The following is a 23,201-nucleotide window of genomic DNA, read 5'->3' on the forward strand; positions in this document are numbered from 1 at the left end:
AGGAGGTGCGCGAAGTGTAGAAGGGTGTGGCCGGGACGACGACCACCCACGCGTTGGTCATGGCACGGTGACCCTATCGTGGTCGGCCGGCCGTAGACCTCGGAGTCGCCCCGTCAGATGTCGGTGATCCGGATCCCTGCATGCGCCTTGTACCGGCGGTTCACGCTGATGAGATTCGCGGTAAGTGCCTCGACCTGGTGTGCGTTGCGCAGCCGCCCCCCGTACACGCCGCGCACGCCCGGGATGCAGCTGGCCAGATCCCGCACCAGGTCGACCGCCTCCCGCACATCTGCCAACACCAGGACGTCAGTGTCGACCGAGGCGGTCTCCGGGTCGTCGAGCGTGACCGCGCTCACGTTGTGGAACGCGCCGACCACGATGCTGTCCGGCAGCAGCGCCTGCGCCTGTTGGGTCGCCGATCCCTCCTCAACCGGGAGCGCATAGGCACCCTGCTTGTCGAAGCCGAGCGGGTTGACGCAGTCGACCACCACCTTGCCAGCCAGGCTGGTCGCCAGCCCTTTCAGCAGGTCCGCATGTCCCTCCCAGGGAACGGCGATCACCACGATGTCCCCGGCGTCGGCCGCACCGGTGTTGTCCATGCCGGACACGAGGCCGTCCGTCGCCCGGGCCAGCTCGGTGGCGGTGCTGGCGGCCCGCTCCGGGTCACGGCTGCCGATGACCACCGCCAGTCCGGAAGCTGCGAATCGGCGGGCCAGGCCCCGACCTTGCGGGCCCGTACCACCCAGGACCGCGATGGTCTTGCCGACAAGCGACTCGGGCAGGAGATCTGTCATGATGTCTTACTCCTTTTGGTCAGTCTGTAGTCAGCTTCGCTAACGGGACACGAGCTGGTTGACTCGGCAATGTCGCCCATCACGTGCGCCTGCGGATCTCCTCGACGGCCTGCGGTACGATCTTGAACAAATCGCCGACCACGCCGAAGTCGGCCAGCTCGAAGATTGGCGCTTCGGCGTCCTTGTTGACCGTGACGATGGTCTTGGAGGTCTGCATCCCGGCCCGGTGCTGGATCGCCCCGGAGATACCCAGGGCGATGTACAGCTGGGGGGAGACCGTCTTGCCGGTCTGCCCGACCTGGAACTGGTGCGGGTAGAAGCCCGAGTCAACCGCTGCCCGGGACGCGCCCACCGCACCGCCGAGCAGGTCGGCCAGTTCCTCGACGAGCTTGAAGTTGTCCGCGTTACCGACACCACGACCACCGGACACGACGACGGAGGCTTCGGTCAGCTCCGGGCGTGAGCCCTTCTGCTCGGCGACCCGCTGCACCACCCGGGCCAGCTTGTCCGTGTCGCTGACGGTAACGGCGAGCTGCTCCACCTCCGGGCTGGCCGGAGCCGGGGTCGGGGACAGCGAGTTCGGGCGGACGGTAACCAGCGGCAGGCCACGAGTGACCTTCGACTTCACGATGGTGGAACCGGCGAACACCGCCTGGGTCGCGGTGCCGTCTGCGGCCAGGTCGGTCACGTCGGTCAGGATGCCGTTGTGCAGCTTCACCGCGAGGCGGGCGGCGATCTCCTTACCCTCCTGCGACGAGGCCAGCAGCACGGCACCCGGGCGCACCCGCTTCACCAGATCGGCCAGCACGGTGGCCTTCGGGGCCACCAGGTAGCTGTCGATCTCCTCCCCCTCCGCGGCATAAACCTTCGCCGCGCCGTACTCACCCAGCTTCGAGCTCAGCGCGTCGGCGGCGCCGGGACCGCCGAGCACGACCGCGGCGGGGGTGCCCAACTGCCGGGCGAGGGTGAGCATCTCCAGGGTGACCTTCTTGACGCCGAACTCACCGGTGGCGTCAACGACGACGAAAATCTCAGACATGACCCGCACCCCTCACACGAACTTCTCGGAAGCGAGGAACTCCACCAGCTTCACGCCGCCGTCATCCTCATCGGTGACCTTCACGCCGGCCGACCGCAGCGGGCGCTTGGCGTGCTCCAACACCGTGCTGGTCGCCCCATCGAAACCCACCTCAGCGGCGGCGATGCCCAGATCGGCCAGGGACAGGGTCTGCACCGGCTTCTTCTTCGCCGCCATGATCCCCTTGAACGACGGATACCGCGGCTCGTTGATCGTGTCCCACACCGATACCACTGCCGGCGTCGAGGCGGTGACCACCTCGTAGCCCTCCTCGGTCTGCCGCTCGACGGTCAGCGTCGAACCGTCGAGGGTAAGCTTCCGCGCACCGGTCAGGGCGGCCACACCCAGCCGCTCGGCGATCATGTGCGGGATCACCTGCACCCGCCCGTCCGTCGACTCCGCACCACAGATGATCAGATCCGCGCCCAGCTGGCCGAGAGCGGCGGCGAGGACCTTTGACGTCGCTACTGCGCACGAGCCGTGCAGGGCGTCGTCCACCACATGCACCGCCTTGTCCGGGCCCATCGACAACGCCTTACGGATCGACTCGGCCGCCCGATCCGGACCCATCGTCAGGACCGTGACCTCACCGCCGACCGATTCCTTGACCTTCAACGCCTCCTCGATGGCATACTCATCCATTTCATTGATCACATTGTCCGTCGAACCACGGTCGACAGTGTTGTCGTCAGCACGCAGGCTGCGTTCCGCCCCCGAATCAGGCACCTGCTTGACGAGTACGACGATATTCATCGCGCTTCAACGACCTCCCACTACGTAATCTGCCGGCCGAGCCAGCTCCATAACTCTCTGGACGTTCATAGGATGCCGTCCCTTTCATTCCCGCGACCGTCTGAGAGGCGGACAGGACCGGGCCAGGACGACGACGTCGGCCCAGGCCAAGCAGTCAGCGACACCAGGCCGGTGGCGGCTCCCCATGGACTTGATCTGGGCGGCGGCTGCCGCGGCACGCCGGTATCGCGGGATCCGATGGCCACGCGGAGGCCGGCGGCGTCCAGCGCTGGGCCAGATGCCGCCGATCATCCCGGCGCTGGGTTGGTTTCTATGTCCCGGCGGGGTATCAATCTCGGTCATGCTGGTTCCCTTCGTGGCGGGCGGGGCTATCAGTCGACGTCGGCCGGCCAGACGACCCGGCGGTTCTGACGCGCCTGGGCGACCATTTCGCCCATCGAGGTGTATAGAGAGGTGTCTTCCATGCAGAAGTCGTCGCGGGCCCAGACCGTGGACGACACCACGAGGTACCAGCCGTCGCGAGGAGCGGGCGGCTGCGGCCGAAGGTGAAGCGTGAAGTCGATGGTGGGGACGAACGCCGGCACACGCGGGCTGAGGAAGAGCCCGGGCGGTACCGCGTCGATAAGTACCGCCGCGCGGCCGAGTGCGTCGAGCGTGGCCAGCGGCCGAGCCGGCTCGTTCAGCCTCATCCAGGCGCGCGTGGCCGTCCCGGCGCCCGTGTCGGGGATCAGCCGTAGCTCGAGCAGTCGGCTCCACGGCTGGTCGCGGTACGGCGGGTCGTATCTGGGGGTCTGCTCCGGGGTGAGTATGCCGGCCAGGTCGATCGGCGCTCTGGGGATCTCGGTGCCCCGGACGCGGGCCAGCTTCGCTACGGCGCGGGCCCGGGGGTGGCCCTGAAGCAGCGAGACCTCAACGCACGCGGTCCGTCCGCCCTGGTGCCGGGGGGAGACGAGCAGATCCGCATCGCCGAGGCCCACTGAGCCGCTGAACTCGACCGCCAGGGACAGCACCTCGAACCCCGGGATGCACTGAGCGGCCTCACCGAGCGCAGCGATCACGCGACCGCCGAAGACGCCGTCGAAGCCGCGCCATTCCTCGACGAAGTGCGCGCGGTCAGCCACGAGCCACCGGTTCCCGCACCATGATGTCACCCGAGGGAGGTTCGCCCGGCCAGTCGGCGGCCGCGCGGGCCCAGCGCCTGCCAGCGAGGTCGAATGCCTCCGCTCCCTCGGGCCAGTCGTCGACCGTGGTGATCCGCCAGCGGGCCTCCGACGTCAGCAACACCTCACCGCGCCTGCCGGAGCGAACATCGACGGAGATGATCGGTTCAGCGGCGGTCGGGCTAATCTCCTCCGGAGTCCGGAAGATCGCCGGACCGCCGAACCACGCCAGCACTGTGCACCCCTGCGGCGCCTGCATGCTGGTTCGCAGGAACCGTGCTGGGACGTGTGTCAGCTCACCTGGGCCGTGGACCTCTCCCTCGAACTCGAGGTGGCCGTCGAGCACGAAGAACTCCTCGGCGGCCAGGTAGCCACCGGGGGTGTCGCGGACGAAGCCGGCGGGAAACCGGGCCAGGAGCGTGAAGGTGTCACCGTCTGACTCCAGTGGCACGAGATCCAGGCCAAGCTCGGCTCCCAGCATCGGGACCCTGCGCCAGGGGATGCGGTCAGCGGTGAGGTCGATCGCGCGTGGCCGAGGCATCAGGGCTCCGCGCGAGCCGCGAGGGCCAGGATCTTGTGCGCGTTCCTGAGCACGGCGCCGTCCACGAGGCGCCCCTGGTCATCGAGCAGCACACCGCTCCCCTCGGCCTCTGCCGCTTCCAGCCGGCTGATCACCGTCCGAGCCTCCTCGGCTTCCTCTCGACTGGGGGTGAACACTTCGTGCACCACGGGGACCTGAGCCGGGTGGATGCATGCACGGCCGAGGAAACCTTGGCGACGCACCCGGCGGGTGGACTCGGCGAGGGGCTCGGCGTCCTTGGTGATCCGCGAGACGGGACCCACCGGTGGGTTGATGCCCGCAGCTGCGCTGGCCAGCACCACCATCATGCGGATGCCGGCAAGCTCGGCCTCGTCCTGGCCGGGTTCGAGTCCGGTGTCACCGGCCAGGTCCACCTCACCGATCTGCAGCTGGTGCACACGTGGTCCCGCGGCGATCGCCGCCACCTGCAGCATCGCGACCGCCGACTCGACCAGCGGCATCAGCACGGTGTCGTGGTCACCGAGCGACGCGAGCTGGTCAGCCACTTCGCGGACGTCCTGCGCGGACTCCACCTTGGCGAGGGCCAGTCCGCGCAGGGCCGGGATGCCCGCCAGCGCGGCCACCTCGCCGGACCGCCGGTTGCCGCCGTTGATCCGGACCCACAGCTCGGTGCGGAGGTCGGTCGGCTGCGCGCGCAGCCAGTCTTGTACCGCGGCGAGGGCAGGTTCCTTCTCGGCGACCGGTACGGCGTCCTCGAGGTCGACGATCAGTGCGTCCGCGCCGCGGTCGAGCGCTTTGTCGAGCTTCTGTGGGGCGTTACCCGGGACGTAGAGGTAGGTGCGTGGGAGGTCGGTGACGCTCATCCCACCACCGTCTCTCCGCTGATGAGCGACTTGGCCACAACCATCCGCAAGATGTCGTTGGTGCCCTCGCCGATGCTCATCAGCATGGCATCGCGGTAGAGGCGTTCCACCTCGAACTCCGTGGAGTAGCCGTACCCGCCGTGCACCTTCATCGAGTCGATCGCCGCCTCGAGGGCCACCTCGGAGCAGAAAATCTTCGCCATCCCGGTCGGGCCGTCCGCGCGCCCCTGCCGGACGGCGTCGGCGGCCCAGTACGCCATCAGGCGGGCGGCCTGTACCTGGGTGCCGAGCTGCCCGAGCTTGAGCTGGATGGCCTGGAAGTCCGAGATCGGCCGGCCGAACGCCTTGCGCTGCTTGGCGTAGGCGAGGGCCTCGTCATGGGCACGCTGGGCGATCCCAACCGAGCGGGCCGCGATGTTCACCCGGCCCCACTCGAGGGCCGACAGCACCTGCTGCATGCCCTTGCCTTCGACGCCTCCGACCAACTGGTCACGGTGCACCCGTACGTCCTGCAGTGAGATTTCGCAGGATTCGGTGCCCTTGTAGCCGAGCTTTGGGATGTCCTTGGTGACCTCGAAGCCGGGGGTGTCCGCCTCGATGAGCAACACACTCATCCCCTTGTGCGCTGGCGAAGCGCCGGGGTCGGTCTTGACAAGAACCGGCAGCGGGTCGGCGTACCGGGCGTTGGTAATCCACATCTTGGAGCCGTTGACGACATAGTGGTCGCCGTCGAGCCGGGCAGTCGTGCGGATTCCCTGCAGGTCGGTGCCGGCGTCGGGCTCCGTCAGCCCGATACCGGTACGCCGCACACCGGTCGCCAGGTCGGGCAGGTACTTTTGCTTTTGCTCCTCCGTGCCGTGCATGGCGATCAATCGGCAGGCCAGCGAGTGGCTACCGAGGATGCCGGCGATGCCCATCCAGCCGCGGGCGATCTCCTCGAAGACGAGAGCGAAGGAGACCGGGTCGAGGTCGAGGCCGCCGTACTCCTCGGGCACGGTGATGCCGAACAGGCCCATGTCGGCCATGCCCTTGACGATCTCCGTCGGGTATCGGCCGGACTGCTCCCACTCCCGAGCGACGGGGACGACCTCCCGGTCCACGAACTGGCGTAGGAGAGCGCGGAATTCGCGCTGTTCCTCGTTGAGCTTGAAGTCCACGTGCAATGCCTCTCTGTGCTGGCAAGGAGTCGGCGTGGCGCCGGCTAGCGGGGAGCGGGTACGAAGACCGGCAGCGCTCGCCCGTCGTCGAGGTCGACCCAGTCCACGGCGACGCGGTCACCGATACACCAGGCATCGGGCTCGGCGTTTTCGAGCCGGGTCAGGCAGATGACGCCTTCGTCGAGGCGGACCCGGGCGATGACGTAGGGAACGTCCGCGTCGGGGACCGGCGAGCGGTACACGACCGTGAACGAGTCGACGACCCCGGTGCCGGCGGCGGTGTCGAACCGGAGCGTGTCGGTGCGCCCGCAGTGGATACACAACGAACGCGGAGGGTGCTGCACGCCGGAACACTCCGCGCACCGCTGCACCGTGAGTCGGTGCTCGCGGGTCGCATCCCACCAGCCGACCGTGACGACGTCGGCGGGGGCCACGGATGGCGCCTTCATCGGTCGACCCCCAAGATCACAGTCGCGTGCGTGGACAGAATCCCCCCGGTGCCGTGCGCCAGCGCGGTGCGTGCGCCGGCCACCTGGCGGGGCCCGCATTCGCCGCGCAGCTGACGAACGGCCTCGACGAGCAGCAGCACCCCGTACTGACCGGGATGGCAGTAGGACAGGCCACCGCCGTTGGTGTTCAGCGGCAACTGCCCGCCGGGGCGGATCCGGCCGTCCTGGATGAAGTCCAGCGCCTCGCCCCGACCGCAGACCCCGAGCGCCTCGAGCGTCAACGCCACCGTGATCGTGAACGAGTCGTAGACCTCGATGACGTCGATGTCGGAGATCGAAAGGCCGGCACGAGCCAGGGCGTCGGCCGAGGAACCCACCGCCCCCGTGAGCGTCAGGTCGTCCACCGCGGTCATCGAGGTGTTGGTGGTCCGCTCGCCGTAACCGAGCACCTCGACCGGCGTTTTACGCAGGTCGCGGGCCCGCTCGCTGGAGGTGAGCACCACCGCCCCGCCTCCGTCGGTCACCAGGCAGCAGTCCGCGGTGGTGAGCGGGCTGGAGATCATCGGGGACGCGAGCACGTCCTCGACCGTCAGCGGGCCGGCGCCGTACCGGAAGGCCTTCGGGTTGAGCAGCGCCCACTCCCGGGCCGCCACGGCGATCTCGGCCAGATGCTCGCGCGTGGCGCCGAATTCGTGCAGGTACCGCTGCGCCGCCATCGCGTAGTAGGACAGCGGATACAGCGGGGCGTACGGCGTCTCGAACTGCGCCTCGGGCGTGTGGGCCTCCACCACACCGCCGAGCGAGCGGGACCGCGCCGAGCGCTGGTTCGACGCGAAACTGACCAGCACGGTCTCGGCCTGCCCGGCCCGGATCGCCTGCGCCGCGCGAGCGACGTACATCTCGTACGCCGAGCCGCCGGCGAAGGTCGAGTCGGTCCACTTCGGCTGGATGCCCAGCCAGTCGGCCAGCTGGGTGGCGGAGAACCGGGAGATGCCGGTGGTGGCCAGCCCGTCGACGTCGCGCAGGGCGAGCCCAGCGTCGTCGAGGGCCCGGGTGATCGCCTGGGTCTGCAGGCCGAGGATGGGCTGGTCGGTCACCCCGAGGTCGGACTCGGCGACCCCGACGACAGCGACACCGGTGCCGAGTTGGTCACGGCCGATCAGGTGCCCGTTCATCGCGCCGGCTCCGCTCCGGGGCCATCGGCCTGTCCGAGCAGGACGGTCGCCGAGGCCGGCGCCACCGCGGTGCGGGCTGCGCAGGTGCCCTCGCCGACCACGACGACCCTCAGGTCGCACACGATCCGCTCGTCGTCGGCTTCGGTGACCGTGCCCTCGCAGCGCACGGTCTCGCCAGCGAAGACGAGGTTGCGGAAGGTGAAGTCGAGGCGGTGCACGAACGACTTCGGACCCAGCCAGTCCTGCAGCTGCTCGACCAGCAGCGCCCCGAAGACCTGGCCGTCCACGATGGGCCCGGGGAGCTTCTTCTCTGCGACGTACTCGGGGTCGTAGTGGAGCCGGTGCCAGTCCCAGGTGGCACCGGCGTAGGCGACCATGTCCGTGAGCCGGATGGTGCGCTCCAGGGGCGGCACGGCCTGCCCGACCGTGATGCTCATGACGACTTCTCCAGTGCCACGAAGATGAGGCTCTCCTCGTTCTCGGCGAGCAGCTCGCCGTCCTGGTTGGTGTAGCTGGCCTTGGACATGACGATGAGCATCGCGTGCCCCGAGCCGGTGACCTTCTCGGTCACGCCCTCGATACGCCAGGTGGCCGTCACCACGTCCTCCGGCCGGATCCGCCGGTGGAAGACGTACGAGTTGCCGCCCCGCACCTGCCGGGTCCCCGGGATGTCCAGGCCCCAGGTGTGGCCGGGGTACCCCTCGTGGTCCATCGGCAGGCCGGCGTACTGGTTGGTCTCGCACACCAGCGTCAACGGCAGGGTCACCCCCGCGAGGCCCTGCGCCCGCGCGTACTCGGCGTCGGAGTAGAGCGGATTGTCGTCCCCGATGGCCAGGCCGAAGTAGCGGCCGGCGGCGGCGCCGAACGGCTCGGGCGCGGTGTAGACCCTGGTCCGCCCCTCCAGCGCGCGGACCTCGTCGGTGAGCAGGCTCATGCCCGCGCCTCGGTCTCGGCCGGGTACAGCGCCGTCGGGAGGACCTCCAGCAGGAACTCCGGACGCAGCAGTCCCTTGCAGAGCGCCCCGGTGGACGCCGGCCACGGCGGGCTGAGCAGCCGCTCGCGCACGGGGGCCACCGCCCGGTAGTCCGGCAGCGCCGACTCCACGCAGTACTCCGTGGTCTCCAGCAGGTCCGCCGGGCCGAGCCCGGCGTGCTTCAGCAGCGTCAGGATCGAGCCGTACGTCACCTCGGCCTGGGCGCCGATGTCCCCCGGGTGCAGAGCCTCCTGGGTCACCATGTCGAGCGCGGCGAAGCCGGACATGAACAGCATCCGGCCGGCCTTGATCCCCGGCGAGTAGGTCAGCGTGTCGTACCGCTTCCAGCCCGGGTTCACCAGCTCCAAGGGGTGCCGGGAGGCGGTGACGTCGATGGCGACCAGCTGCTCGGGCAGGTGCAGCCGGCTCATCAGGATCCCGCCCGCGCCCGGGTACACGCCGGCCCCGCCGAGCCGCTCCTTACGGATCCGGTGGGTCTTGCGGTAGACCTCGCGGGTCTCGGGGGTCGAGTAGTCGTAGGTGGTGACGGCGTTGTCCAACGACAGCCCGGCCTGCTCGAGGAGCTGGCCCGCCCGGTCGAGGCAGTAGGCGTACTGGCCCACGAAGTCGCCGGGGTGGATGACGTCGCCGTTCTCGTCGATCGGCACGATCGTGGGCAGGTAGACGACGCCGTCGTAGCCCTCGGTCACCGGGGAGCTCCGCCAGGTGCCGGCCTCGCGCGCCTCGCTGGCGATCCGCAGCTGCTTGCCGCCGCCGACCGCGTGCAGCTCGACCTCGAGGAACGCGGTACGCCGGACCAGGCGCTCCACGACGACCGTGCGGACGGTGGGGGTGTGCTCACCGAAGAGCTCCCGGCGCACCGCGGCGGCCGCCTCGTATTCGGGCAGGCCGGAGAGCGTGACGTTCTCGGTGATGCGGGTGACGTCCGCGATGCTGAGACCGGCGCCCTCGAGGATGGTGAGCACCTTCTGGTAAGCGGTCCGGGCCTGCTCCTCCATGCTGCCCTTGACCACCATCTTGCCGACCGCCGCGTCGTGCGCCGCCGCGGTGTGGCCGGAGGTCCAGGCCACGTCCCCCTCCGCCAGGCCGAGGCAGAAGGTGAAGCCCTCGTAGGGGAACCACGGGAAGGATTCAGGCTTGATGGCGTGCAATGTCATGGACGTTCCTTCGCAGAGCTGGGCAGGAGGAGGGCCAGTGCGTCGAGCAGGGGGGCCAGGTCGGGGTGCCGGTCGAGTTCCCGTACCGCGTCGAACAGGGGCGTGGCATCCCGGCCGGCCAGCCCCGTCGCCTTGGCGACCAGGCCTTCGTCGGTGAGCGGGTTGTCGGGTCCGCCCGCGCTGCGGGGCACCGACCCGTGGATATCGGCGCCGTCGCGCAGGACGACCCGCACCGCGCCGGGGGCGTCGGCGGCGACGCCGTCGCTCGGAGTGATCTCGACGTGGACCCGGCCCGCGAGCTCGGCGACCTCCGGACGGCGGATGGAGTCCGGCTCGAAGGTGTCCAGCCCGAGCCGGCCGTCGACGACCAGCGCCGCCACGCTCCACGGCAGCGAGAATTTGGCGGCGTAGTCGCTCGCCGGGCGGGTCAGGTCGCGGCTGGTGTCGCAGACCACCGAAGCCGAGTCCGGGTGTACGCGCGCCACGATGTGGTCAACGTCGCCGGGCCGGAACGGCCGCGTCGCCAGCGCCGCCGCGGTCGCGTCGAGCGCGGCGTGGGACAACTGGCAGGCGGGGTACGGCTTGATCCCGATCCGGGTGGTCTCCCACCGCTGTCCGAGGTCGCGCACGATCGAGGCCCGGTCGGCTTCTCCCTGGGCCAGCGCGTCGTAGATCCCGTGCGGGCCGTCAAAGACCGTCTCCGGCCCGGTCGCCCCGGCGGCGGCGAGCCGGGCGGCGAGGATGCCGGCGTGCGAGGCGAAGCCGGGGTGCAGCTGCTTGGTGGAGGCGCCGGTGCCCAGAAAGGCGAGCAGTCCGCCCGCCTGGCTGCCGGCGATGCCGAGCGCGTGGGTGGTGCGCTCCGCGTCCAGCCCGGACAGGCGCGCCGCCACCAGGGCCGACGAGAAGACGCCGGCCACCATCGTCGCGTGCAGACCGCGGGCGTGGAACCCGTGTGGTACCGCGGCCGCGATCCGGCAGGCGGCCTCATACCCGACGATCGCCGCGTCGAGCACCGCCGGGCCCGACGCGGCGGCCTGCTCGCCAACGGCCAGGGCGGCCGGCAGCACCACCGCGGTGGCGTGGATGAGGCCGCCGGCGTGGGTGTCGTCGAAGTCGAGGGCGTGCACGAGCGACCCGTTCGCGAGGGCCGCCGCGGGCGCGGAGACCCGCGGCCCGCGGCCCAGGATCGTCGCCTCCCGCGGGCCGCCCAGCTCCGCGGCCACGGCGACCGCCGCCGGCACCGCTCCGGTGCGCACCGCGCCGACCACGTTGGCCAGCCCGTCGAACAGGTGCCGCTGCGCCGCCCGGCGAACCTCCGCCGGGAACGCCCGGACCGAGAGTCCCCATTCGGCCAGCGTTGAGGCGATCATCGGGAGCCGGTCTCCGGGCCGGGGGCGTCGGACTGGCCGGTCGCCGGTTCGGCGCCGAACGCGCCGTCGCGGCGCAGCTCGGCGATCTTCCCGTCGTCGAGGCCGGCGATGTCGCGCAGCACCTCGTCGAAGTGCTCGTTGCGCAGCGGCGCCCGGCGGTACTGTGGGAGTTCCGCCCCGACGCGCACCGGCGAGGCGACCTGCTGGACGGTACCGAACCGCGGGTGCTCGGTCGTCACGACCAAGTTGCGGGCGAGGGTGTGCTCCTCCTTGAGCGCCGCGGGCACGTCGTTGATCGGGCCGCAGGGGATACTCGCGGGGTAGAGCACCGACAGCCACTCGTCGACCGTGCGCCGCCGGAAGATGTCCTCCAGCTTGGCCAGCAGCTCCTCACGGTGCTGCTGACGCCCGGAGAAGTTGGCGTACGGCGACCCGTGCGCCGCCCACTCGGGGTGGCCGATCACCTCCGCCAGGCGGGCCCAGAACTTCTCCTTCGCGCAGCCGACCACGAGCCAGCCGTCGCTGGCCTGAAACGCCTGAAACGGCACCAGCGAGGGGTGCGCCGAATGGCGGGTCCTGGCCGGCTGGTAGCCGGCGTTGAGGTGCCACGCCGCGGGGTAGGTCAACATCGCGATTGCGGTGTCGTAGAGGCTCACGTCGCAGTCCATGCCCACGCCGTCCCGGCGCGCCGCGTGCAGCCCCGCCAGCAGGGCGATCGCCGCGACGTAGCCACCGGAGAAGTCGACCAGGGACAGCCCCGACTTGGTCGGCGGACCGTCTGGCTCACCGGTGAGGTCCATCCAGCCGGCCAGGCCCTGCAGCACGTAGTCGTAGCCGGGCTCGTTCTTCCGCGGCCCGGTCATGCCGAACCCGGTCAGCGAGCAGCAGACGATCGCCGGGTTGAGGTGCTTGAGCTGGTCGTAGGTGATGCCGATCTTCTCCGGCACGTCCCCGCGCAGGTTGGAGTAGACGGCGTCGGAGACCTTCACCAGTTCCTCGAAGACCTCGCGGCCGGCGCGCGTGGTCAGGTCGAGAGAGATGCTCTTCTTGTTGCGGTTGAAGGTCTCGAAGAAGAGCGAGTCCTCGCCCTCGGCGTACGGCGGAACGTAGCGGCCGACGTCTCCACCGACCCGGGGATCCTCGATCTTGACGACCTCCGCCCCGAGATCGGCCAGGTGCACGCTGCCGAAGGGGCCGGCCCCGTACTGCTCGAGCGAGATGATCCGCACGTCCTCCAGCGGTCTCATGCCTTGCCTCCGGTCAGTTCTGCGATCAAGGCCAGAATCTCGTTCTGCGCCACGCGCACGTCCTCGGCACCGATGCCGTGGGTGGGCGGGCTGAGCTTCACCGAGTCGGCCTTCCCCTCGTACGCGGCGATCCGCGCGGCCACGTGGTCGCGGTCGCCGGCGAGGGTGAGCGCGTCGACCATCTCGTCGCTGACCTGGTCGGCCAGGTAGTCCGCGCCCTGGCCGGCGCGGAACGCGTCGATCACCGCCTGCTGCTGCTCGCTCAGCCCGTGGAAGTCGAAGAAGTCGGCGTAGGTGCGCACGCTGGCGTAGAAGCCGACCAGGCCCGCCACCCTCCGGCGCGCCTGCACGGGATCGGGGTCCACCGAGCAGCAGGCCGAGACGACGACGTCAACGTCGGGGCGCGTCTTGCCCTCGGTGCGGGCGATCCCGGCCTCCAACTCGGGCAGGACCCGCTCGACGAGGTAGCGCGGCGAGCAGAGCTCGTGGCTGATCCAGCCGTCGCCGATTTGGCCGGTCAGCCGCGTCATTGCCGGCCCCATCGCGGCGAGGTAGACCGGGATCTGCTGCCGCAGGACCGGGAACGGCCGCTCGTAGCCGCGGATGTGCATCGGCTCGTACTCGCCGTCGAGGGCGATCTGCTCGCCGGAGGTGCAGGTCCGCCAGAAGTGCCGGATGTTGCGGACCGTCTCTCGCATGTGCGGCACCGGCTTGCCGAAGCGTGCGTTGTGCCACTGCTCGTTGAGTCGCTGCACACCGGACCCCAGCCCGAGCACGAAACGTCCGTCCGACAGTTCGTCGATATCCAACGCCTCAAGGGCGGTGATCATCGGGCTGCGGGTGAACGCCAGGGCGATCGAGGTACCGATCTTCGCGCGGCTGGTGCCCTGCGCCAGCGCCGCCGCGGTGATCGTGGCGCTGCGGTGCAGCTCCGAGACCCACAGGACCTCGGCGCCGGCTTCCTCCGCGCGCCGCCCCGCGTCGACGAACTCCTCGAGGGTTTCGCCCCAGGGCTGGTAGGTGATGCGCATCCGACTCACTCCTGGTCCAGCGTCAGCGGTGCCTTGCCCTCGGGGAAGATTCCTTCGATCTGCTCGGCCCCCCGCTTGTAGACGTAGAACGTCCGCTTGAACGAGCAGACCTCGTCGCCGTGCTGGTTCAGCGTGCGGGTGCGAACGGTGACGATGCCGGCGTGCGGGCGGCTGCCCGACTCCCGCTTTTCCAGCACGAGCGACTCGCTGAACAACGTGTCGCCGGCGAAGACCGGGTGGGTCATCCGGATCTCGTCCCAGCCGAGGTTGGCGAAGGCGTTCTGGGTGATGTCCGTGACGCTCTGGCCGACCGCAATCGCCACGGTCAGCGTGGAGACCACCAGTGGTTTCTTGAACTCCGACTGCGAAGCGTAGACGGAGTTGAAGTGCATCTGGTTGGTGTTCATGGTCAACAGCGAGAACCAGATGTTGTCATTCTCGGTGACTGTGCGGCCCAGCGGGTGCTTGTAGACGTCACCCAACTCAAAGTCCTCGTAGAAGCGACCCGTCCACCCCGGCTTGACTGTCATACCGCGCCTCTCAAGCGATCATCCCGTAGGCCGAGGTTAAACCTCAGACGTTTGAATGTCAACATTGGAAAAGTGTCCCACGCGGCCCATCTAAGCAGGTGAGAGCAGCGATGAGCGCCCCGCTGAACAACCCGCACAGGAGCTCTCGTTGCTATATGTCAGACGTTTCGGCAGGCCTAATCGCTGTACGCTTCGCGCAGGGCAATCAGGTGCTTCAGCATCTCGGCCGCCGCCGCCTCACCGTCACCGTTCTCGATCGCGGCGAGGATCACCTCGTGCTCGTGGTCCACGCCGGCCCAGAACTCGTCGGGGACGCTCGGCGAGAGGAACTTCGCTTGGAGCACTCGGAAGACTGGCTCGGTCATCATGCTCAACAGACGGTTGCCCGCGGCTTCGACGATGATGGCGTGGAAGTTGCGGTGCTCGCGGAACCGGCCCCCGCGGCCTCGGGTAAGCATCTCCCGCTCGATCGCCTCGCGCAGCGCCTTGAGATGGTCGTCCCCGCGGCGCAGCGCGGCCAGCCGCGCCGCGGGCACCTCCAGCACCTCGCGCGCCTCGAGCATCTCGCCGACGGTGACCGAGGCGCTGCCGGACATCAGCCCGATGCTGGTTTCGAGATAGTCGCTGACCTGCTCGAAGTTCACCGTGCTCACGAAGGTCCCGCCGGTGGTGCCCCGCGTCGTGCGGATGAGGTCCCGCGAGGCCAGGACCCGCAGTGCCTCCCGCACGGTGCTCCGGCTGACGCCGAACGTCGCGGCGAGCTCCGCCTCGGACGGCAATCGGTCCCCTGCGGAGAGGGAGCCCGTGAGGATCAGCTCCCGCAGCTGGTCGGCCACCTGCTGGTAGGCGGTCCGCACCCTGCTCACCGGCAGGTTGCCGGAGCCGCCCCGGGCACCCTGGATCTCTTTCAGGGGATTACCGGTCATGGCTGACCCTTCTCCTTCGCCGTTGACGCCCGTGTTCCGGCGCGGGCGAGGTACTCGTCGCGTAGCTGCCGCTTGAGAATCTTGCCGCCCGCGTTGCGGGGGAGGTTGTCGATTACATGCCACTCGCGCGGAACCTTGTATCGCGCCACGCTGGCCCGCACGTGCGTCTCCAGGGAGTCGAGGTCCACCTCGCAGCCCCCGGCGGGCACCACGAACGCCGCGATCCGCTCGCCGTACGTCTCGTCCGGCACGCCGATGACGGCGACCTCGTTGACGTCGTGGTGCCGGACGACCACCTCTTCGATCTCCCGCGGGAAGATATTCACGCCGCCGGCGATGATCATATCCTTCTTGCGGTCCACAATGGAGATGAAGCCCTCGTCGTCACGCACCGCGATGTCACCCACCGTGACGAAGCCGTCCGTGGTGGTCGCCTGCCGGGTGGCGGCCTCGTCGCCAAGGTAGCCGGCCATGAGCATCGGCGAGCGCGCGAACAGCTCACCGGGCACGCCGGGCGGGACCTCTCGGCCCTCGTCATCGAGCAACCGCACGTCGTTCATAAACCACGGATGCCCCACGCTGCCAGCCTTGCGCATCGAGTCCTCCGGCCTGAGGTTCGTCACGATCGAGCACTCCGTCGAACCGTACAGTTCGTGGACCCCGACCCCAGGGAAGGCTTCGTGCACCCACTCCTTCAGCTCGACCGGCAGCGCGGCCGCGTTGAAGTAGAGGGTCCGCAGGGCGGACAGATCGTAGGCTCCGGCGGGCTCCGCGACGAGCCGCCGGATCTGCTGAGCGTGCGTGGGTACCAGGAACACCGCGCTGGTGCGGGACCGTTCGAGCATACGCAGGAACTCCTCCGGGTCCCACTTGCGCAGCACCCACGTCTCTCCACCCAACTGCGGGCCGGCGTAGCCGAACGAGAAGCCTGCGCCGTGGTACAGGGGCGCCACGGCCATGGTCACCTGCGAGGGTCCCAGCCCGTACTCGATCGCGGCGCCGTACGCCGTCAGCACCCGCCCACGGTGGGTCAGCACGACCCCCTTGGGCACGCCCGTCGTGCCGGACGTGTAGGTGATGCAAAAGGTGTCCCGCTCGCCCACGGCCACCCGCGGGTCACGGGCGGCAGCCCGATCGAGGAACGCCTCGTAGTCGCGCCCGACCTGGCCGTCGAAGCTGAGCACGAGGTCCAGTCCATCCACGATCGACTCGGTGTTGCCGTGCAGCGCGGAGTCCATGATCAGGACCCGCGCTCCCGAGTGCCCGACGATGTACTCGTTGTCCGCGGCGGCGTTCTTCGAGTTCAACGGCACCATCGGTAGGCCGGCCTTGGCCAGCCCCGTGGCGACCTCGAAATACTCCATGCGATTCGCCGACAGCACGGCGACGGCGTCGCCCGGGCGCAGGCCCGAGGCGAGCAGGCCGGCGGCCAGCCGGCTGGATCGCTCGTGCAGCCCCGCGAATGTGAGGCTACGGTCGCCGTCCACGACGGCGACGCGGTTCGGAGCGGACCGGGCGAACTCCCGGACGCCGTTTGCCATGTTCAGTTCGGTGCCCACCAGTTACCGTTCCTTCACCGGGTCAGCCATCAACATCACCGCCGTCGCCTCGGCCACCGCCGCCCCCGCTCCGTCGACGACCTGCCAGGCGAACTCCTGGATCGCCTTGCCGCTGTGGGTGTGCCGCACCGGCCCGGGGGTGAGCCGAACGCGAAGCCACGCACCGGCACGCACCATCGAGTGGAACACCACCGACCGCAGCTCGAGCAGGGCGATGGCTCGGTCGAGAATCCCCGACTGCTCGACGAGGCCGCCGGCCAGCAGCAGCACGCCCTGGCCCGGCAGCGGCGCGTCAACGCCCTCGGCGCGCTGCCCGGGCGTCGGGTTGAACAGCGGATGCGTGTATCCGCCGCTCGACACGATCGTCCTGATCAGCTCGTCGGTGACCTCGACGGCCGGGGTCTCAACGTAGCTGCCGGACATCGGCACCCCCCCAGTGCGGATCGCGCCGCTCGACGTACGCGCGAAAACCCTCGTCGGCGTCCGCCGCGCTGACCTGCATCTTCTCGAAGAGCTCACGCTCGTAGCGCAGCCCCTCCTCGAGGGTTAGGTTCTGCGCCGCCCCGACCGCCAGCTTGGTCACCGCAATGGCCGGGCGCGACCGCCCCCGCACCGCGGCCACCAGGCGCTCGACCTCGTCGTCCAGCCGTTCGCTGGGAACAGCCGAGAACGCCAGTCCCCACTCGACCATGGTGGGACCGTCCAGCCACAACGAGGTCAGCAGGAGCGCCTTGGCCTTTTGGTCGCCGAGCTTGCGCGCCGCCCGCTGACTGGCGCCCGCCCCCGGTGGGACGCCGAACTGAAGGTGGATGTCGCCCACGCGCGCGTTCTCCGCGGCGACCACAAGGTCGCAGGCGAGCAGCAGCTCGAAGCCGCCGGCGCGGGCCAGACCGTTCACCCGCGCGATCACCGGCACCGGAAGCAGCTCGATCCGGCGCAGCAGGGCGTGCAGCCGGTCGAGGAACGGCAGGAACACCCCGTGCAGGTCGGCGAAGCAGGACTCCAGAAAAGTGATGTCCATGCCAACGCTGAACGCCTTCTCGCCAGCGCCGGTGACCACCACCGCCCGCAGGTCCTCGTCCGCCTCCGCCGCGTCCAGCGCCCGCTCGAAGTCGTTCAGGGTCGACGGGGTCAGGCTGTTCATCGTGGCCCCGCCATCGAGCAGGAGATACATCACCTGGTTCTCCGTGCGTACGCGCACCGCGGTCATCGCGCCGCCACATCCCGGAGAAACTCGGCGATCTGGTGGGCGTACTGCGCCGGCGCCCGCAGGTGGGGTTGGCCGGGCAGCCCCGGCAGCGTCACCAGGCGCGCCTGCTTCGCCAGTTCCAGGGCGACCGGGTCCTTGTCGGCCAGCAGGTCGAACTCGGCGTCGAGCAGCAACACCGGGATGTCGAGGGCGGCCAACGGCAGGCCCGGGTCGTGGCGGAACGCCGCCTGGTACCCCCAGTCGTAGCGGTCGACGACACGCATCAGCTCGGTGACGGCGAGCTGCAACATGTCCGTGGTCAGCTTCGGCCAGATTCGGCGGTACCGCTCGACCGCCCACGCGAACTGGCGTCCCTCGACGTCGTACGGCGCCTGGGGCGTCCAGTTGGCCAGGAAGTCCGCGCGCTCCTCGGGCGTGAACAGGGCGACACCGGAGAGCACCACCGCCCGGGCCCCGCGGTCGAACACGTGGGCGGCCTCGATGGCCAGCGAGGCGCCGGTGTGCACGCCGCCGAAGACGACATCCGCCATGCCCAGCGCGGACGCCGCCCGGGCCAGCACCGCGGCGTACTCGGGAATCTCGAACCCGTTACGCGGGGGCGGGTCCGAGGCGCCGTACCCCGGGGTGTCGAAGGCGACCACCCGTGCGTGCCCTCCCAGGATCGGCAGCACCTGCTGATAAACGCGGCTGGACAGCGGGGACTCGTGGAACAGCGCCACCCAGGGTCCGCTCGTGCCGGCGGTGAGGTAGTGCACCTGTCCCCAGTCGGACTCGACGTAGCCGCCACGCACCCTCATCGCGGGCCTCCCACCTTCACCAGCAGTTCGGTCTCGCTCGCGACGGCTATCTGTGGTCCGACGGCGCCGGCGGGGATGCGCACCAGGCTGGGCTGCGCCAGAGTCCGGCCGTCGACGACGATGGCGCCCGAGACGTTGATGATGAACCGCTCCCGATCCACCGACTCCGGCCGGGCGACCCAGTCGGCCGAGGGGCGCACGAGCACCGAGGTCGACCGGGTCTCCACATTCTCGCTGAGCACCTTGGACCGGAGCGGGCCAGGTCCGCCGAGTCGGGTGACCGAATCGTCGTGCGGGCGCCAGACCATGAACCGCGTCTCGGCGCGCCGGACGTAGCCGCGGGGGCCGATCGTCCCGACGTCGCGCGCCCGGGCCTGCCGCCCGGCCTCCTCGTCCGGGCGCACCACCCGGGAGACCCGGTCGCTGCCCTCGTCGGCGTCCTCGCCCTCCATCATCAGGATGGCTTCGAAACCGACCCGGGAAGCGGCCGAGTGCACCCAGCCGGGCGGCCGCCAGAAGTAGTCACCGGCCACGAACCGCCCCTCGGCGGTGAGGTCCACCTCGCCGCCGACAAAGTAGGCCTCCTCCACGCTGTCGTGGTATGCCTCGCTCAGGTCGCGGTAGCCGGCGTCGGTGCGGATGTGGTCGATGCGGCGCGAGGTCTCCGGATCGAGCCACAGGTTGCGCATGTGATAGCGGGACAACAGGTCGAGCGCGGCCTCCTGGCTGCTCCCGATGTTCTCCCGGAACGCCGGCTCCATGCTCTCCCAGACGGACCGCCCGTTGACCCACGGCAGGCTCGACCCGTCCACGACACTGGCACTGGCACTCATGCGGGCTCCTGGTTCTCGACGGCGTCGCGCACGGTTCTATGGCCGGCGAACGCCTTGTAGGCGTGGGGTTCCCGGGGGTCGGGCGACAGCCGGGCGGAGAGCAGCGTCTGCGTGTACGGGTGCTCCGGCGCGTCGAACAGCTCCCGGGTCGGCTTCGTCTCGACGATCTCGCCCAGGTACATCACCGCGATGCGGTCGCTCACCCACTCGACCGTGTGCATGTCGTGCGAGACGAACAGGTACGCCATCGAGTACTCGCGCTGCAACTCCGCGAGGAGGGCGAGGATCTGGGCGCGGATCGACAGGTCCAGCGACGACGTCGGCTCGTCGAGCACGACGAACCGCGGCCGACTGATGATCGCCCGGGCGATGCCCACCCGCTGCTGCTGGCCGCCGGAGAGCTCACCGGGAAGCCGGTCGGCGAACGACTGCGGCAGACCGACGTGTTCGAGGGTGCTCAGCACCTGCCGGCGGATCTCCGTCGTACCGAGCTGCGGCTGGTGGATCTGCAGCGGCTCGGCGACGATCGCCCCGATCGCCATCCGCGGGTTCAGCGACTCGAACGGCTCCTGGAACACGAGCTGCATGTCCGCGCGCTGCCGGCGCAGCGTGTTGGCGTCCATCGTCCCGAGGTCCTTGCCGTCGATGCGGACCGCGCCCGAGTCGACGTCGATCAGCCGCAGGGCGACCCGGCCCAGCGTCGACTTGCCGGAGCCGCTCTCGCCGATCACCGCCAGCGTCTCGCCCTCATTGACGTGGAGGGAGACCCCCTTGAGGGCGTGGACCGGCTCGCCTCCGCGCTGGCGTGCGGGGAAGACCTTGTGCACATCTTCGATCTCAACGAGAGACATCAAGCTTCTCCCCTGGCTTCGGCACGGAGGCGATCAGGCGCTGCGTGTACGGGTGCTGCGGCTCGACCATCACGTCCATGACGGAACCGTGCTCGACCACCTGGCCGTCGTACATCACGACCACCCGCTGGCAGTACTGGGCGATGACGCCCAGGTCGTGGGTGACCAGCACCATCGACCGTCCCTCCTGGCGGACCAGCCCCGAGATCAGGTCGAGGATCTGTGCCTGCACCGTGGCGTCGAGCCCGGTCGTCGGCTCGTCGGCGATCAACAGCTGCGGCGACAGGGTGGTCGCCAGGGCGATCACGACCCGCTGGGCCATGCCGCCGGAGAGCTGGTGGGCGTAGCCGTCGAGCACCCGAGCCGGGTTGACGATGCCGACCCCGTCCAGCATCCGCAGCGCGATCTCCCGCGACTCCTTGCGGGAGACTCTGGTCTTGTGGGCCTTCTGTAGCTCGTAGAACTGCCGCTCGATCTTGTAGATCGGGTTGAGGGACCCGAAGGGGTTCTGCGCGACGAAGCCAATCTTGGCCCCGCGCACCTCGCGCATCCGCCGCACCGGCGTGGCGAGCAGGTCGCCGTAACCGGCGAGCTGCGCCTTGTCGGCGGTGACGGTGCTGTTGGCCGGAAGCAGCCGGAGCAGCCCCTTGATCGTGGTCGACTTGCCGCACCCGGACTCGCCGACGATGCCGACGATCTCTCCCTTGTGCACGGTGAGGTCGACGCCCTTGACCGGGTGGACCACGCCGTGAGGAGTCTTGATGCTGACGGCGAGGTTGCGCACCTCCAGCGCCAGCTCTTCGGACTGCGCGTTCATCGGTAGGTCCTTGCGGTGCGGTCGCCGATCGCGTCGGCGAGCTGGTTGAAGGCCAGGACACAGAGCACGACGGCCAGGCCGGCGAACCCGGCGATCCACCACTCGCCCGAACTCATGTTCCCGGCGCCGTCGCGGATCATCGAGCCCCACGAGGGGGTCGGCGGGCTCACGCCGATGCCCAGGAACGACAGCGAGGCGATCACCACGATGGCGTTGGCAACGGTCAGCGAGGTCTGCACCAGCACGATGCCCCAGACGTTCGGGAGCAGGTGCCGGAAGATGATCCGCCGGGGCGAGGCGCCCGTGGCGGTCGCGGCCTCGATGAACCGCGACTCGCGCAGCGAGAGCACCTCGCTACGCAGCAGCCGCATGAACCGGGGCACGTTGATCAGCGCGATCGCCACGACGACCATGTAGAGCTTGTTGCCCGACAGGGAGACCAGGGCGAGCGCGAGGATCAGCAGCGGGAAGGCCTGGAAGGCGTCCAGCCCCCGGACCAACCGCTCGCTGCCCTTGCCCTTGCTGCTGGCGGCCAGCCCGAGCAGGACGCCCACGACCAGCGACAGCACCGTGCCGGCCAAGGCGAGCGACAGGTCCACCCGCGCCGCGTAGATGACGCGGGAGAAGATGTCGCCGCCGGCGCCGTCGGTGCCGAACCAGTGCTCGCCGCCGGGCGACCGCAGGGTGGCCCCGCCGTCGATGCCCATCGGGTCGTACGGCAGGGGCGCGAAGAGGCTGGCCAGCAGCAGGACCAGGATGAACAGCACGCCGAGCGCCGCTCCCGGGTGCTGCCGGAGCATCCGGCGCATCTGGACGCCCCGCCGTGGTGCAAAGACGTCATCATGCATGCTTGATCCTGGGGTCGAGGAGCCCGACGACGATGTCGAGCAGCGTGTACGTGATGAGCGTGATGGCGCCGGCGATGAGCACCATCCCTTGGACCACGGGGACGTCGAGCCGCAGGATGCCCTGCAGCGCCCAGGCCCCCAGGCCGTCCCAGGCGAAGACCCGTTCGACGATCGCCTCGCCGCCGAGCAGCGACGCGAAGATCACGCCGGCGTAGGTCACGATCGTGGTGCGGGACTCGACGAGCGCGTACCGCAGCACGGTCCGCTCCGGCAGGCCCATGGCCCGGGCGAAGAAGACCTGCTGGGAGTGGAGGGCCCGCCCCAGGGTCGCCCGCGCGGTCTTGGCGAAGTACGCCGCGTAGACCAGCCCCAGGGTGAGCACGGGCAGCGCCAGGTGCTGGAGGGCGGAGCCGGCCAGCGCCGGGTCACCGGCGATCAGGGCGTCGATCGGGATGAACCCGGTGACCTTGGGTGGTGTGCTCTCCGTGAACCCGATCTGCCCCGCGGGCGCCGGCGCCCAGCCGAGCAGGAAGAACACGACATAGATCAGCAGCAGTCCGAGGAAGAAGTCGGGGATCGCCTGGAAGACCCCGGTGAACAGCCGGCTGATCCAGTCGGGCGCCCGGCCCCGGAAGTAGGCGGCGATCGCGCCGAAGGCGATGCCGACCACCGCCGCGAAAAGGACCGCCAGGATGATCAGCTCCAGCGTCGCCGGCAACTTCTCGAAAATCTCGGTGGTCACGGGACGCTTGGAGTAGTAGGACTGGCCGAGGTCACCCCGGAGCAATCCGCCCATGTAGTCGACGTACCGCTCCAGGATCGGCTTGTCGAGCCCCAGCTCCTGCGAGATGGCCTCGACCTGTGAGTTGCTGGCCATCGGCCCGGCGATCAACCTCGCCGGATCGCCGGGGGTGACGCTGACCAGCAGGAAGGACAGCGTCACCACCCCGAACATCGCGGCGATGAGGAACCCGAGGCGCTCCAGGACCAGCCTGACGGGTCCGCGGGCCTTGCGGGCCTTCCGGACCGGCAAACCGGGCATGGCGCTCAGGGTCATGGAA

At 69.7% G+C, this 23,201-nt stretch carries 26 protein-coding genes; all 26 read right to left on the bottom strand.

Annotated features, from left to right (window positions below):
- Nucleotides 1-113: 113 nt before the first annotated feature.
- Entirely contained in the window at nt 114-794 is a 681-nt protein-coding gene (npdG, locus tag Vqi01_RS24955; protein WP_204037287.1) for an NADPH-dependent F420 reductase, read from the bottom strand.
- Between the two features lie 79 nt (nt 795-873).
- A complete protein-coding gene (locus Vqi01_RS24960; RefSeq protein ID WP_204037288.1) occupies nt 874-1,833 on the bottom strand; it encodes an electron transfer flavoprotein subunit alpha/FixB family protein in 960 nt (319 codons plus the stop codon).
- 12 nt (nt 1,834-1,845) lie between these two features.
- Nucleotides 1,846-2,625: an electron transfer flavoprotein subunit beta/FixA family protein gene (locus tag Vqi01_RS24965; protein WP_204037289.1), complete on the bottom strand. Its 780-nt coding sequence runs from the start codon at nt 2,623-2,625 to the stop codon at nt 1,846-1,848.
- Between the two features lie 371 nt (nt 2,626-2,996).
- Nucleotides 2,997-3,746, bottom strand: a complete 750-nt coding sequence (locus Vqi01_RS24970; protein ID WP_204037290.1) for a thioesterase family protein — start codon at nt 3,744-3,746, stop codon at nt 2,997-2,999.
- Complete coding sequence (locus Vqi01_RS24975) at nt 3,739-4,326, bottom strand: cupin domain-containing protein (protein WP_204037291.1); 588 nt, start codon at nt 4,324-4,326, stop codon at nt 3,739-3,741. Before Vqi01_RS24975 ends, Vqi01_RS24970 begins: the two co-directional genes overlap by 8 nt.
- On the bottom strand, nt 4,326-5,189 hold the full coding sequence (locus Vqi01_RS24980) for an HpcH/HpaI aldolase/citrate lyase family protein (RefSeq protein WP_204037292.1): 864 nt from the start codon (nt 5,187-5,189) through the stop codon (nt 4,326-4,328). Before Vqi01_RS24980 ends, Vqi01_RS24975 begins: the two co-directional genes overlap by 1 nt.
- A complete protein-coding gene (locus Vqi01_RS24985) occupies nt 5,186-6,346 on the bottom strand; it encodes an acyl-CoA dehydrogenase family protein (protein WP_239098648.1) in 1,161 nt (386 codons plus the stop codon). Before Vqi01_RS24985 ends, Vqi01_RS24980 begins: the two co-directional genes overlap by 4 nt.
- Before the next feature lie 44 nt (nt 6,347-6,390).
- Nucleotides 6,391-6,795, bottom strand: coding sequence for a Zn-ribbon domain-containing OB-fold protein (locus tag Vqi01_RS24990; RefSeq protein ID WP_204037294.1), 405 nt, complete (start codon nt 6,793-6,795; stop codon nt 6,391-6,393).
- Nucleotides 6,792-7,970: an acetyl-CoA acetyltransferase gene (locus tag Vqi01_RS24995; protein WP_204037295.1), complete on the bottom strand. Its 1,179-nt coding sequence runs from the start codon at nt 7,968-7,970 to the stop codon at nt 6,792-6,794. Before Vqi01_RS24995 ends, Vqi01_RS24990 begins: the two co-directional genes overlap by 4 nt.
- Nucleotides 7,967-8,407, bottom strand: a complete 441-nt coding sequence (locus Vqi01_RS25000; protein ID WP_204037296.1) for a MaoC family dehydratase — start codon at nt 8,405-8,407, stop codon at nt 7,967-7,969. Before Vqi01_RS25000 ends, Vqi01_RS24995 begins: the two co-directional genes overlap by 4 nt.
- The gene (locus Vqi01_RS25005; protein WP_204037297.1) at nt 8,404-8,904 is read right to left on the bottom strand and encodes an FAS1-like dehydratase domain-containing protein; all 501 of its coding nucleotides are present in this window, start codon (nt 8,902-8,904) and stop codon (nt 8,404-8,406) included. Before Vqi01_RS25005 ends, Vqi01_RS25000 begins: the two co-directional genes overlap by 4 nt.
- Nucleotides 8,901-10,121: a RidA family protein gene (locus Vqi01_RS25010; RefSeq protein WP_204037298.1), complete on the bottom strand. Its 1,221-nt coding sequence runs from the start codon at nt 10,119-10,121 to the stop codon at nt 8,901-8,903. Before Vqi01_RS25010 ends, Vqi01_RS25005 begins: the two co-directional genes overlap by 4 nt.
- Nucleotides 10,118-11,491 carry an MmgE/PrpD family protein gene (locus tag Vqi01_RS25015; protein ID WP_204037299.1) on the bottom strand — a complete coding sequence of 458 codons (1,374 nt, stop codon included), beginning with the start codon at nt 11,489-11,491 and terminating at the stop codon, nt 10,118-10,120. The genes Vqi01_RS25010 and Vqi01_RS25015 overlap by 4 nt, the downstream gene beginning before the upstream one ends.
- Nucleotides 11,488-12,738 (bottom strand): CaiB/BaiF CoA transferase family protein, encoded by a 1,251-nt coding sequence (locus Vqi01_RS25020; RefSeq protein ID WP_204037300.1) that lies wholly within the window; start codon nt 12,736-12,738, stop codon nt 11,488-11,490. Before Vqi01_RS25020 ends, Vqi01_RS25015 begins: the two co-directional genes overlap by 4 nt.
- Nucleotides 12,735-13,769, bottom strand: coding sequence for an LLM class flavin-dependent oxidoreductase (locus Vqi01_RS25025; protein ID WP_204037301.1), 1,035 nt, complete (start codon nt 13,767-13,769; stop codon nt 12,735-12,737). The genes Vqi01_RS25020 and Vqi01_RS25025 overlap by 4 nt, the downstream gene beginning before the upstream one ends.
- Before the next feature lie 5 nt (nt 13,770-13,774).
- On the bottom strand, nt 13,775-14,299 hold the full coding sequence (locus Vqi01_RS25030) for a MaoC family dehydratase (RefSeq protein WP_204037302.1): 525 nt from the start codon (nt 14,297-14,299) through the stop codon (nt 13,775-13,777).
- A 176-nt stretch (nt 14,300-14,475) separates the two neighbouring features.
- Entirely contained in the window at nt 14,476-15,225 is a 750-nt protein-coding gene (locus Vqi01_RS25035; protein ID WP_204037303.1) for a FadR/GntR family transcriptional regulator, read from the bottom strand.
- Nucleotides 15,222-16,784, bottom strand: coding sequence for a class I adenylate-forming enzyme family protein (locus Vqi01_RS25040; RefSeq protein WP_239098649.1), 1,563 nt, complete (start codon nt 16,782-16,784; stop codon nt 15,222-15,224). Before Vqi01_RS25040 ends, Vqi01_RS25035 begins: the two co-directional genes overlap by 4 nt.
- A 3-nt stretch (nt 16,785-16,787) precedes the next feature.
- The gene (locus tag Vqi01_RS25045) at nt 16,788-17,207 is read right to left on the bottom strand and encodes a hypothetical protein (protein WP_204037304.1); all 420 of its coding nucleotides are present in this window, start codon (nt 17,205-17,207) and stop codon (nt 16,788-16,790) included.
- A complete protein-coding gene (locus tag Vqi01_RS25050) occupies nt 17,188-17,994 on the bottom strand; it encodes an enoyl-CoA hydratase/isomerase family protein (protein WP_204037305.1) in 807 nt (268 codons plus the stop codon). The genes Vqi01_RS25045 and Vqi01_RS25050 overlap by 20 nt, the downstream gene beginning before the upstream one ends.
- On the bottom strand, nt 17,991-18,791 hold the full coding sequence (locus Vqi01_RS25055; RefSeq protein WP_204037306.1) for an alpha/beta fold hydrolase: 801 nt from the start codon (nt 18,789-18,791) through the stop codon (nt 17,991-17,993). The genes Vqi01_RS25050 and Vqi01_RS25055 overlap by 4 nt, the downstream gene beginning before the upstream one ends.
- Nucleotides 18,788-19,624, bottom strand: a complete 837-nt coding sequence (locus Vqi01_RS25060; protein ID WP_204037307.1) for a cupin domain-containing protein — start codon at nt 19,622-19,624, stop codon at nt 18,788-18,790. Before Vqi01_RS25060 ends, Vqi01_RS25055 begins: the two co-directional genes overlap by 4 nt.
- On the bottom strand, nt 19,621-20,475 hold the full coding sequence (locus Vqi01_RS25065; RefSeq protein WP_204037308.1) for an ATP-binding cassette domain-containing protein: 855 nt from the start codon (nt 20,473-20,475) through the stop codon (nt 19,621-19,623). The genes Vqi01_RS25060 and Vqi01_RS25065 overlap by 4 nt, the downstream gene beginning before the upstream one ends.
- A complete protein-coding gene (locus Vqi01_RS25070; protein ID WP_204037309.1) occupies nt 20,462-21,292 on the bottom strand; it encodes an ABC transporter ATP-binding protein in 831 nt (276 codons plus the stop codon). The genes Vqi01_RS25065 and Vqi01_RS25070 overlap by 14 nt, the downstream gene beginning before the upstream one ends.
- Nucleotides 21,289-22,140, bottom strand: a complete 852-nt coding sequence (locus Vqi01_RS25075) for an ABC transporter permease (protein WP_155221823.1) — start codon at nt 22,138-22,140, stop codon at nt 21,289-21,291. Before Vqi01_RS25075 ends, Vqi01_RS25070 begins: the two co-directional genes overlap by 4 nt.
- Complete coding sequence (locus tag Vqi01_RS25080) at nt 22,133-23,197, bottom strand: ABC transporter permease (RefSeq protein ID WP_204037310.1); 1,065 nt, start codon at nt 23,195-23,197, stop codon at nt 22,133-22,135. Before Vqi01_RS25080 ends, Vqi01_RS25075 begins: the two co-directional genes overlap by 8 nt.
- Nucleotides 23,198-23,201: the final 4 nt, after the last annotated feature.

The sequence above is a fragment of the Micromonospora qiuiae genome, assembly GCF_016863555.1.
Lineage (GTDB): Bacteria > Actinomycetota > Actinomycetes > Mycobacteriales > Micromonosporaceae > Micromonospora > Micromonospora qiuiae.

Excerpts from the sequence above, each read along its gene's own strand:
- Vqi01_RS25020 (WP_204037300.1), bottom strand. The coding sequence starts at position 12,738 with ATGAGACCGCTGGAGGACGTGCGGATCATCTCGCTCGAGCAGTACGGG.
- npdG (WP_204037287.1), bottom strand. The coding sequence starts at position 794 with ATGACAGATCTCCTGCCCGAGTCGCTTGTCGGCAAGACCATCGCGGTC.
- Vqi01_RS25010 (WP_204037298.1), bottom strand. The coding sequence starts at position 10,121 with ATGACATTGCACGCCATCAAGCCTGAATCCTTCCCGTGGTTCCCCTAC.
- Vqi01_RS24965 (WP_204037289.1), bottom strand. The coding sequence starts at position 2,625 with ATGAATATCGTCGTACTCGTCAAGCAGGTGCCTGATTCGGGGGCGGAA.
- Vqi01_RS24960 (WP_204037288.1), bottom strand. The coding sequence starts at position 1,833 with ATGTCTGAGATTTTCGTCGTCGTTGACGCCACCGGTGAGTTCGGCGTC.
- Vqi01_RS25025 (WP_204037301.1), bottom strand. The coding sequence starts at position 13,769 with ATGCGCATCACCTACCAGCCCTGGGGCGAAACCCTCGAGGAGTTCGTC.
- Vqi01_RS25035 (WP_204037303.1), bottom strand. The coding sequence starts at position 15,225 with ATGACCGGTAATCCCCTGAAAGAGATCCAGGGTGCCCGGGGCGGCTCC.
- Vqi01_RS24975 (WP_204037291.1), bottom strand. The coding sequence starts at position 4,326 with ATGCCTCGGCCACGCGCGATCGACCTCACCGCTGACCGCATCCCCTGG.
- Vqi01_RS24995 (WP_204037295.1), bottom strand. The coding sequence starts at position 7,970 with ATGAACGGGCACCTGATCGGCCGTGACCAACTCGGCACCGGTGTCGCT.
- Vqi01_RS24980 (WP_204037292.1), bottom strand. The coding sequence starts at position 5,189 with ATGAGCGTCACCGACCTCCCACGCACCTACCTCTACGTCCCGGGTAAC.
- Vqi01_RS25030 (WP_204037302.1), bottom strand. The coding sequence starts at position 14,299 with ATGACAGTCAAGCCGGGGTGGACGGGTCGCTTCTACGAGGACTTTGAG.
- Vqi01_RS25080 (WP_204037310.1), bottom strand. The coding sequence starts at position 23,197 with ATGACCCTGAGCGCCATGCCCGGTTTGCCGGTCCGGAAGGCCCGCAAG.
- Vqi01_RS25075 (WP_155221823.1), bottom strand. The coding sequence starts at position 22,140 with ATGCATGATGACGTCTTTGCACCACGGCGGGGCGTCCAGATGCGCCGG.
- Vqi01_RS24990 (WP_204037294.1), bottom strand. The coding sequence starts at position 6,795 with ATGAAGGCGCCATCCGTGGCCCCCGCCGACGTCGTCACGGTCGGCTGG.
- Vqi01_RS25000 (WP_204037296.1), bottom strand. The coding sequence starts at position 8,407 with ATGAGCATCACGGTCGGGCAGGCCGTGCCGCCCCTGGAGCGCACCATC.
- Vqi01_RS25060 (WP_204037307.1), bottom strand. The coding sequence starts at position 19,624 with ATGAGTGCCAGTGCCAGTGTCGTGGACGGGTCGAGCCTGCCGTGGGTC.
- Vqi01_RS25070 (WP_204037309.1), bottom strand. The coding sequence starts at position 21,292 with ATGAACGCGCAGTCCGAAGAGCTGGCGCTGGAGGTGCGCAACCTCGCC.
- Vqi01_RS25055 (WP_204037306.1), bottom strand. The coding sequence starts at position 18,791 with ATGAGGGTGCGTGGCGGCTACGTCGAGTCCGACTGGGGACAGGTGCAC.
- Vqi01_RS25045 (WP_204037304.1), bottom strand. The coding sequence starts at position 17,207 with ATGTCCGGCAGCTACGTTGAGACCCCGGCCGTCGAGGTCACCGACGAG.
- Vqi01_RS25065 (WP_204037308.1), bottom strand. The coding sequence starts at position 20,475 with ATGTCTCTCGTTGAGATCGAAGATGTGCACAAGGTCTTCCCCGCACGC.
- Vqi01_RS25050 (WP_204037305.1), bottom strand. The coding sequence starts at position 17,994 with ATGACCGCGGTGCGCGTACGCACGGAGAACCAGGTGATGTATCTCCTG.
- Vqi01_RS25015 (WP_204037299.1), bottom strand. The coding sequence starts at position 11,491 with ATGATCGCCTCAACGCTGGCCGAATGGGGACTCTCGGTCCGGGCGTTC.
- Vqi01_RS25005 (WP_204037297.1), bottom strand. The coding sequence starts at position 8,904 with ATGAGCCTGCTCACCGACGAGGTCCGCGCGCTGGAGGGGCGGACCAGG.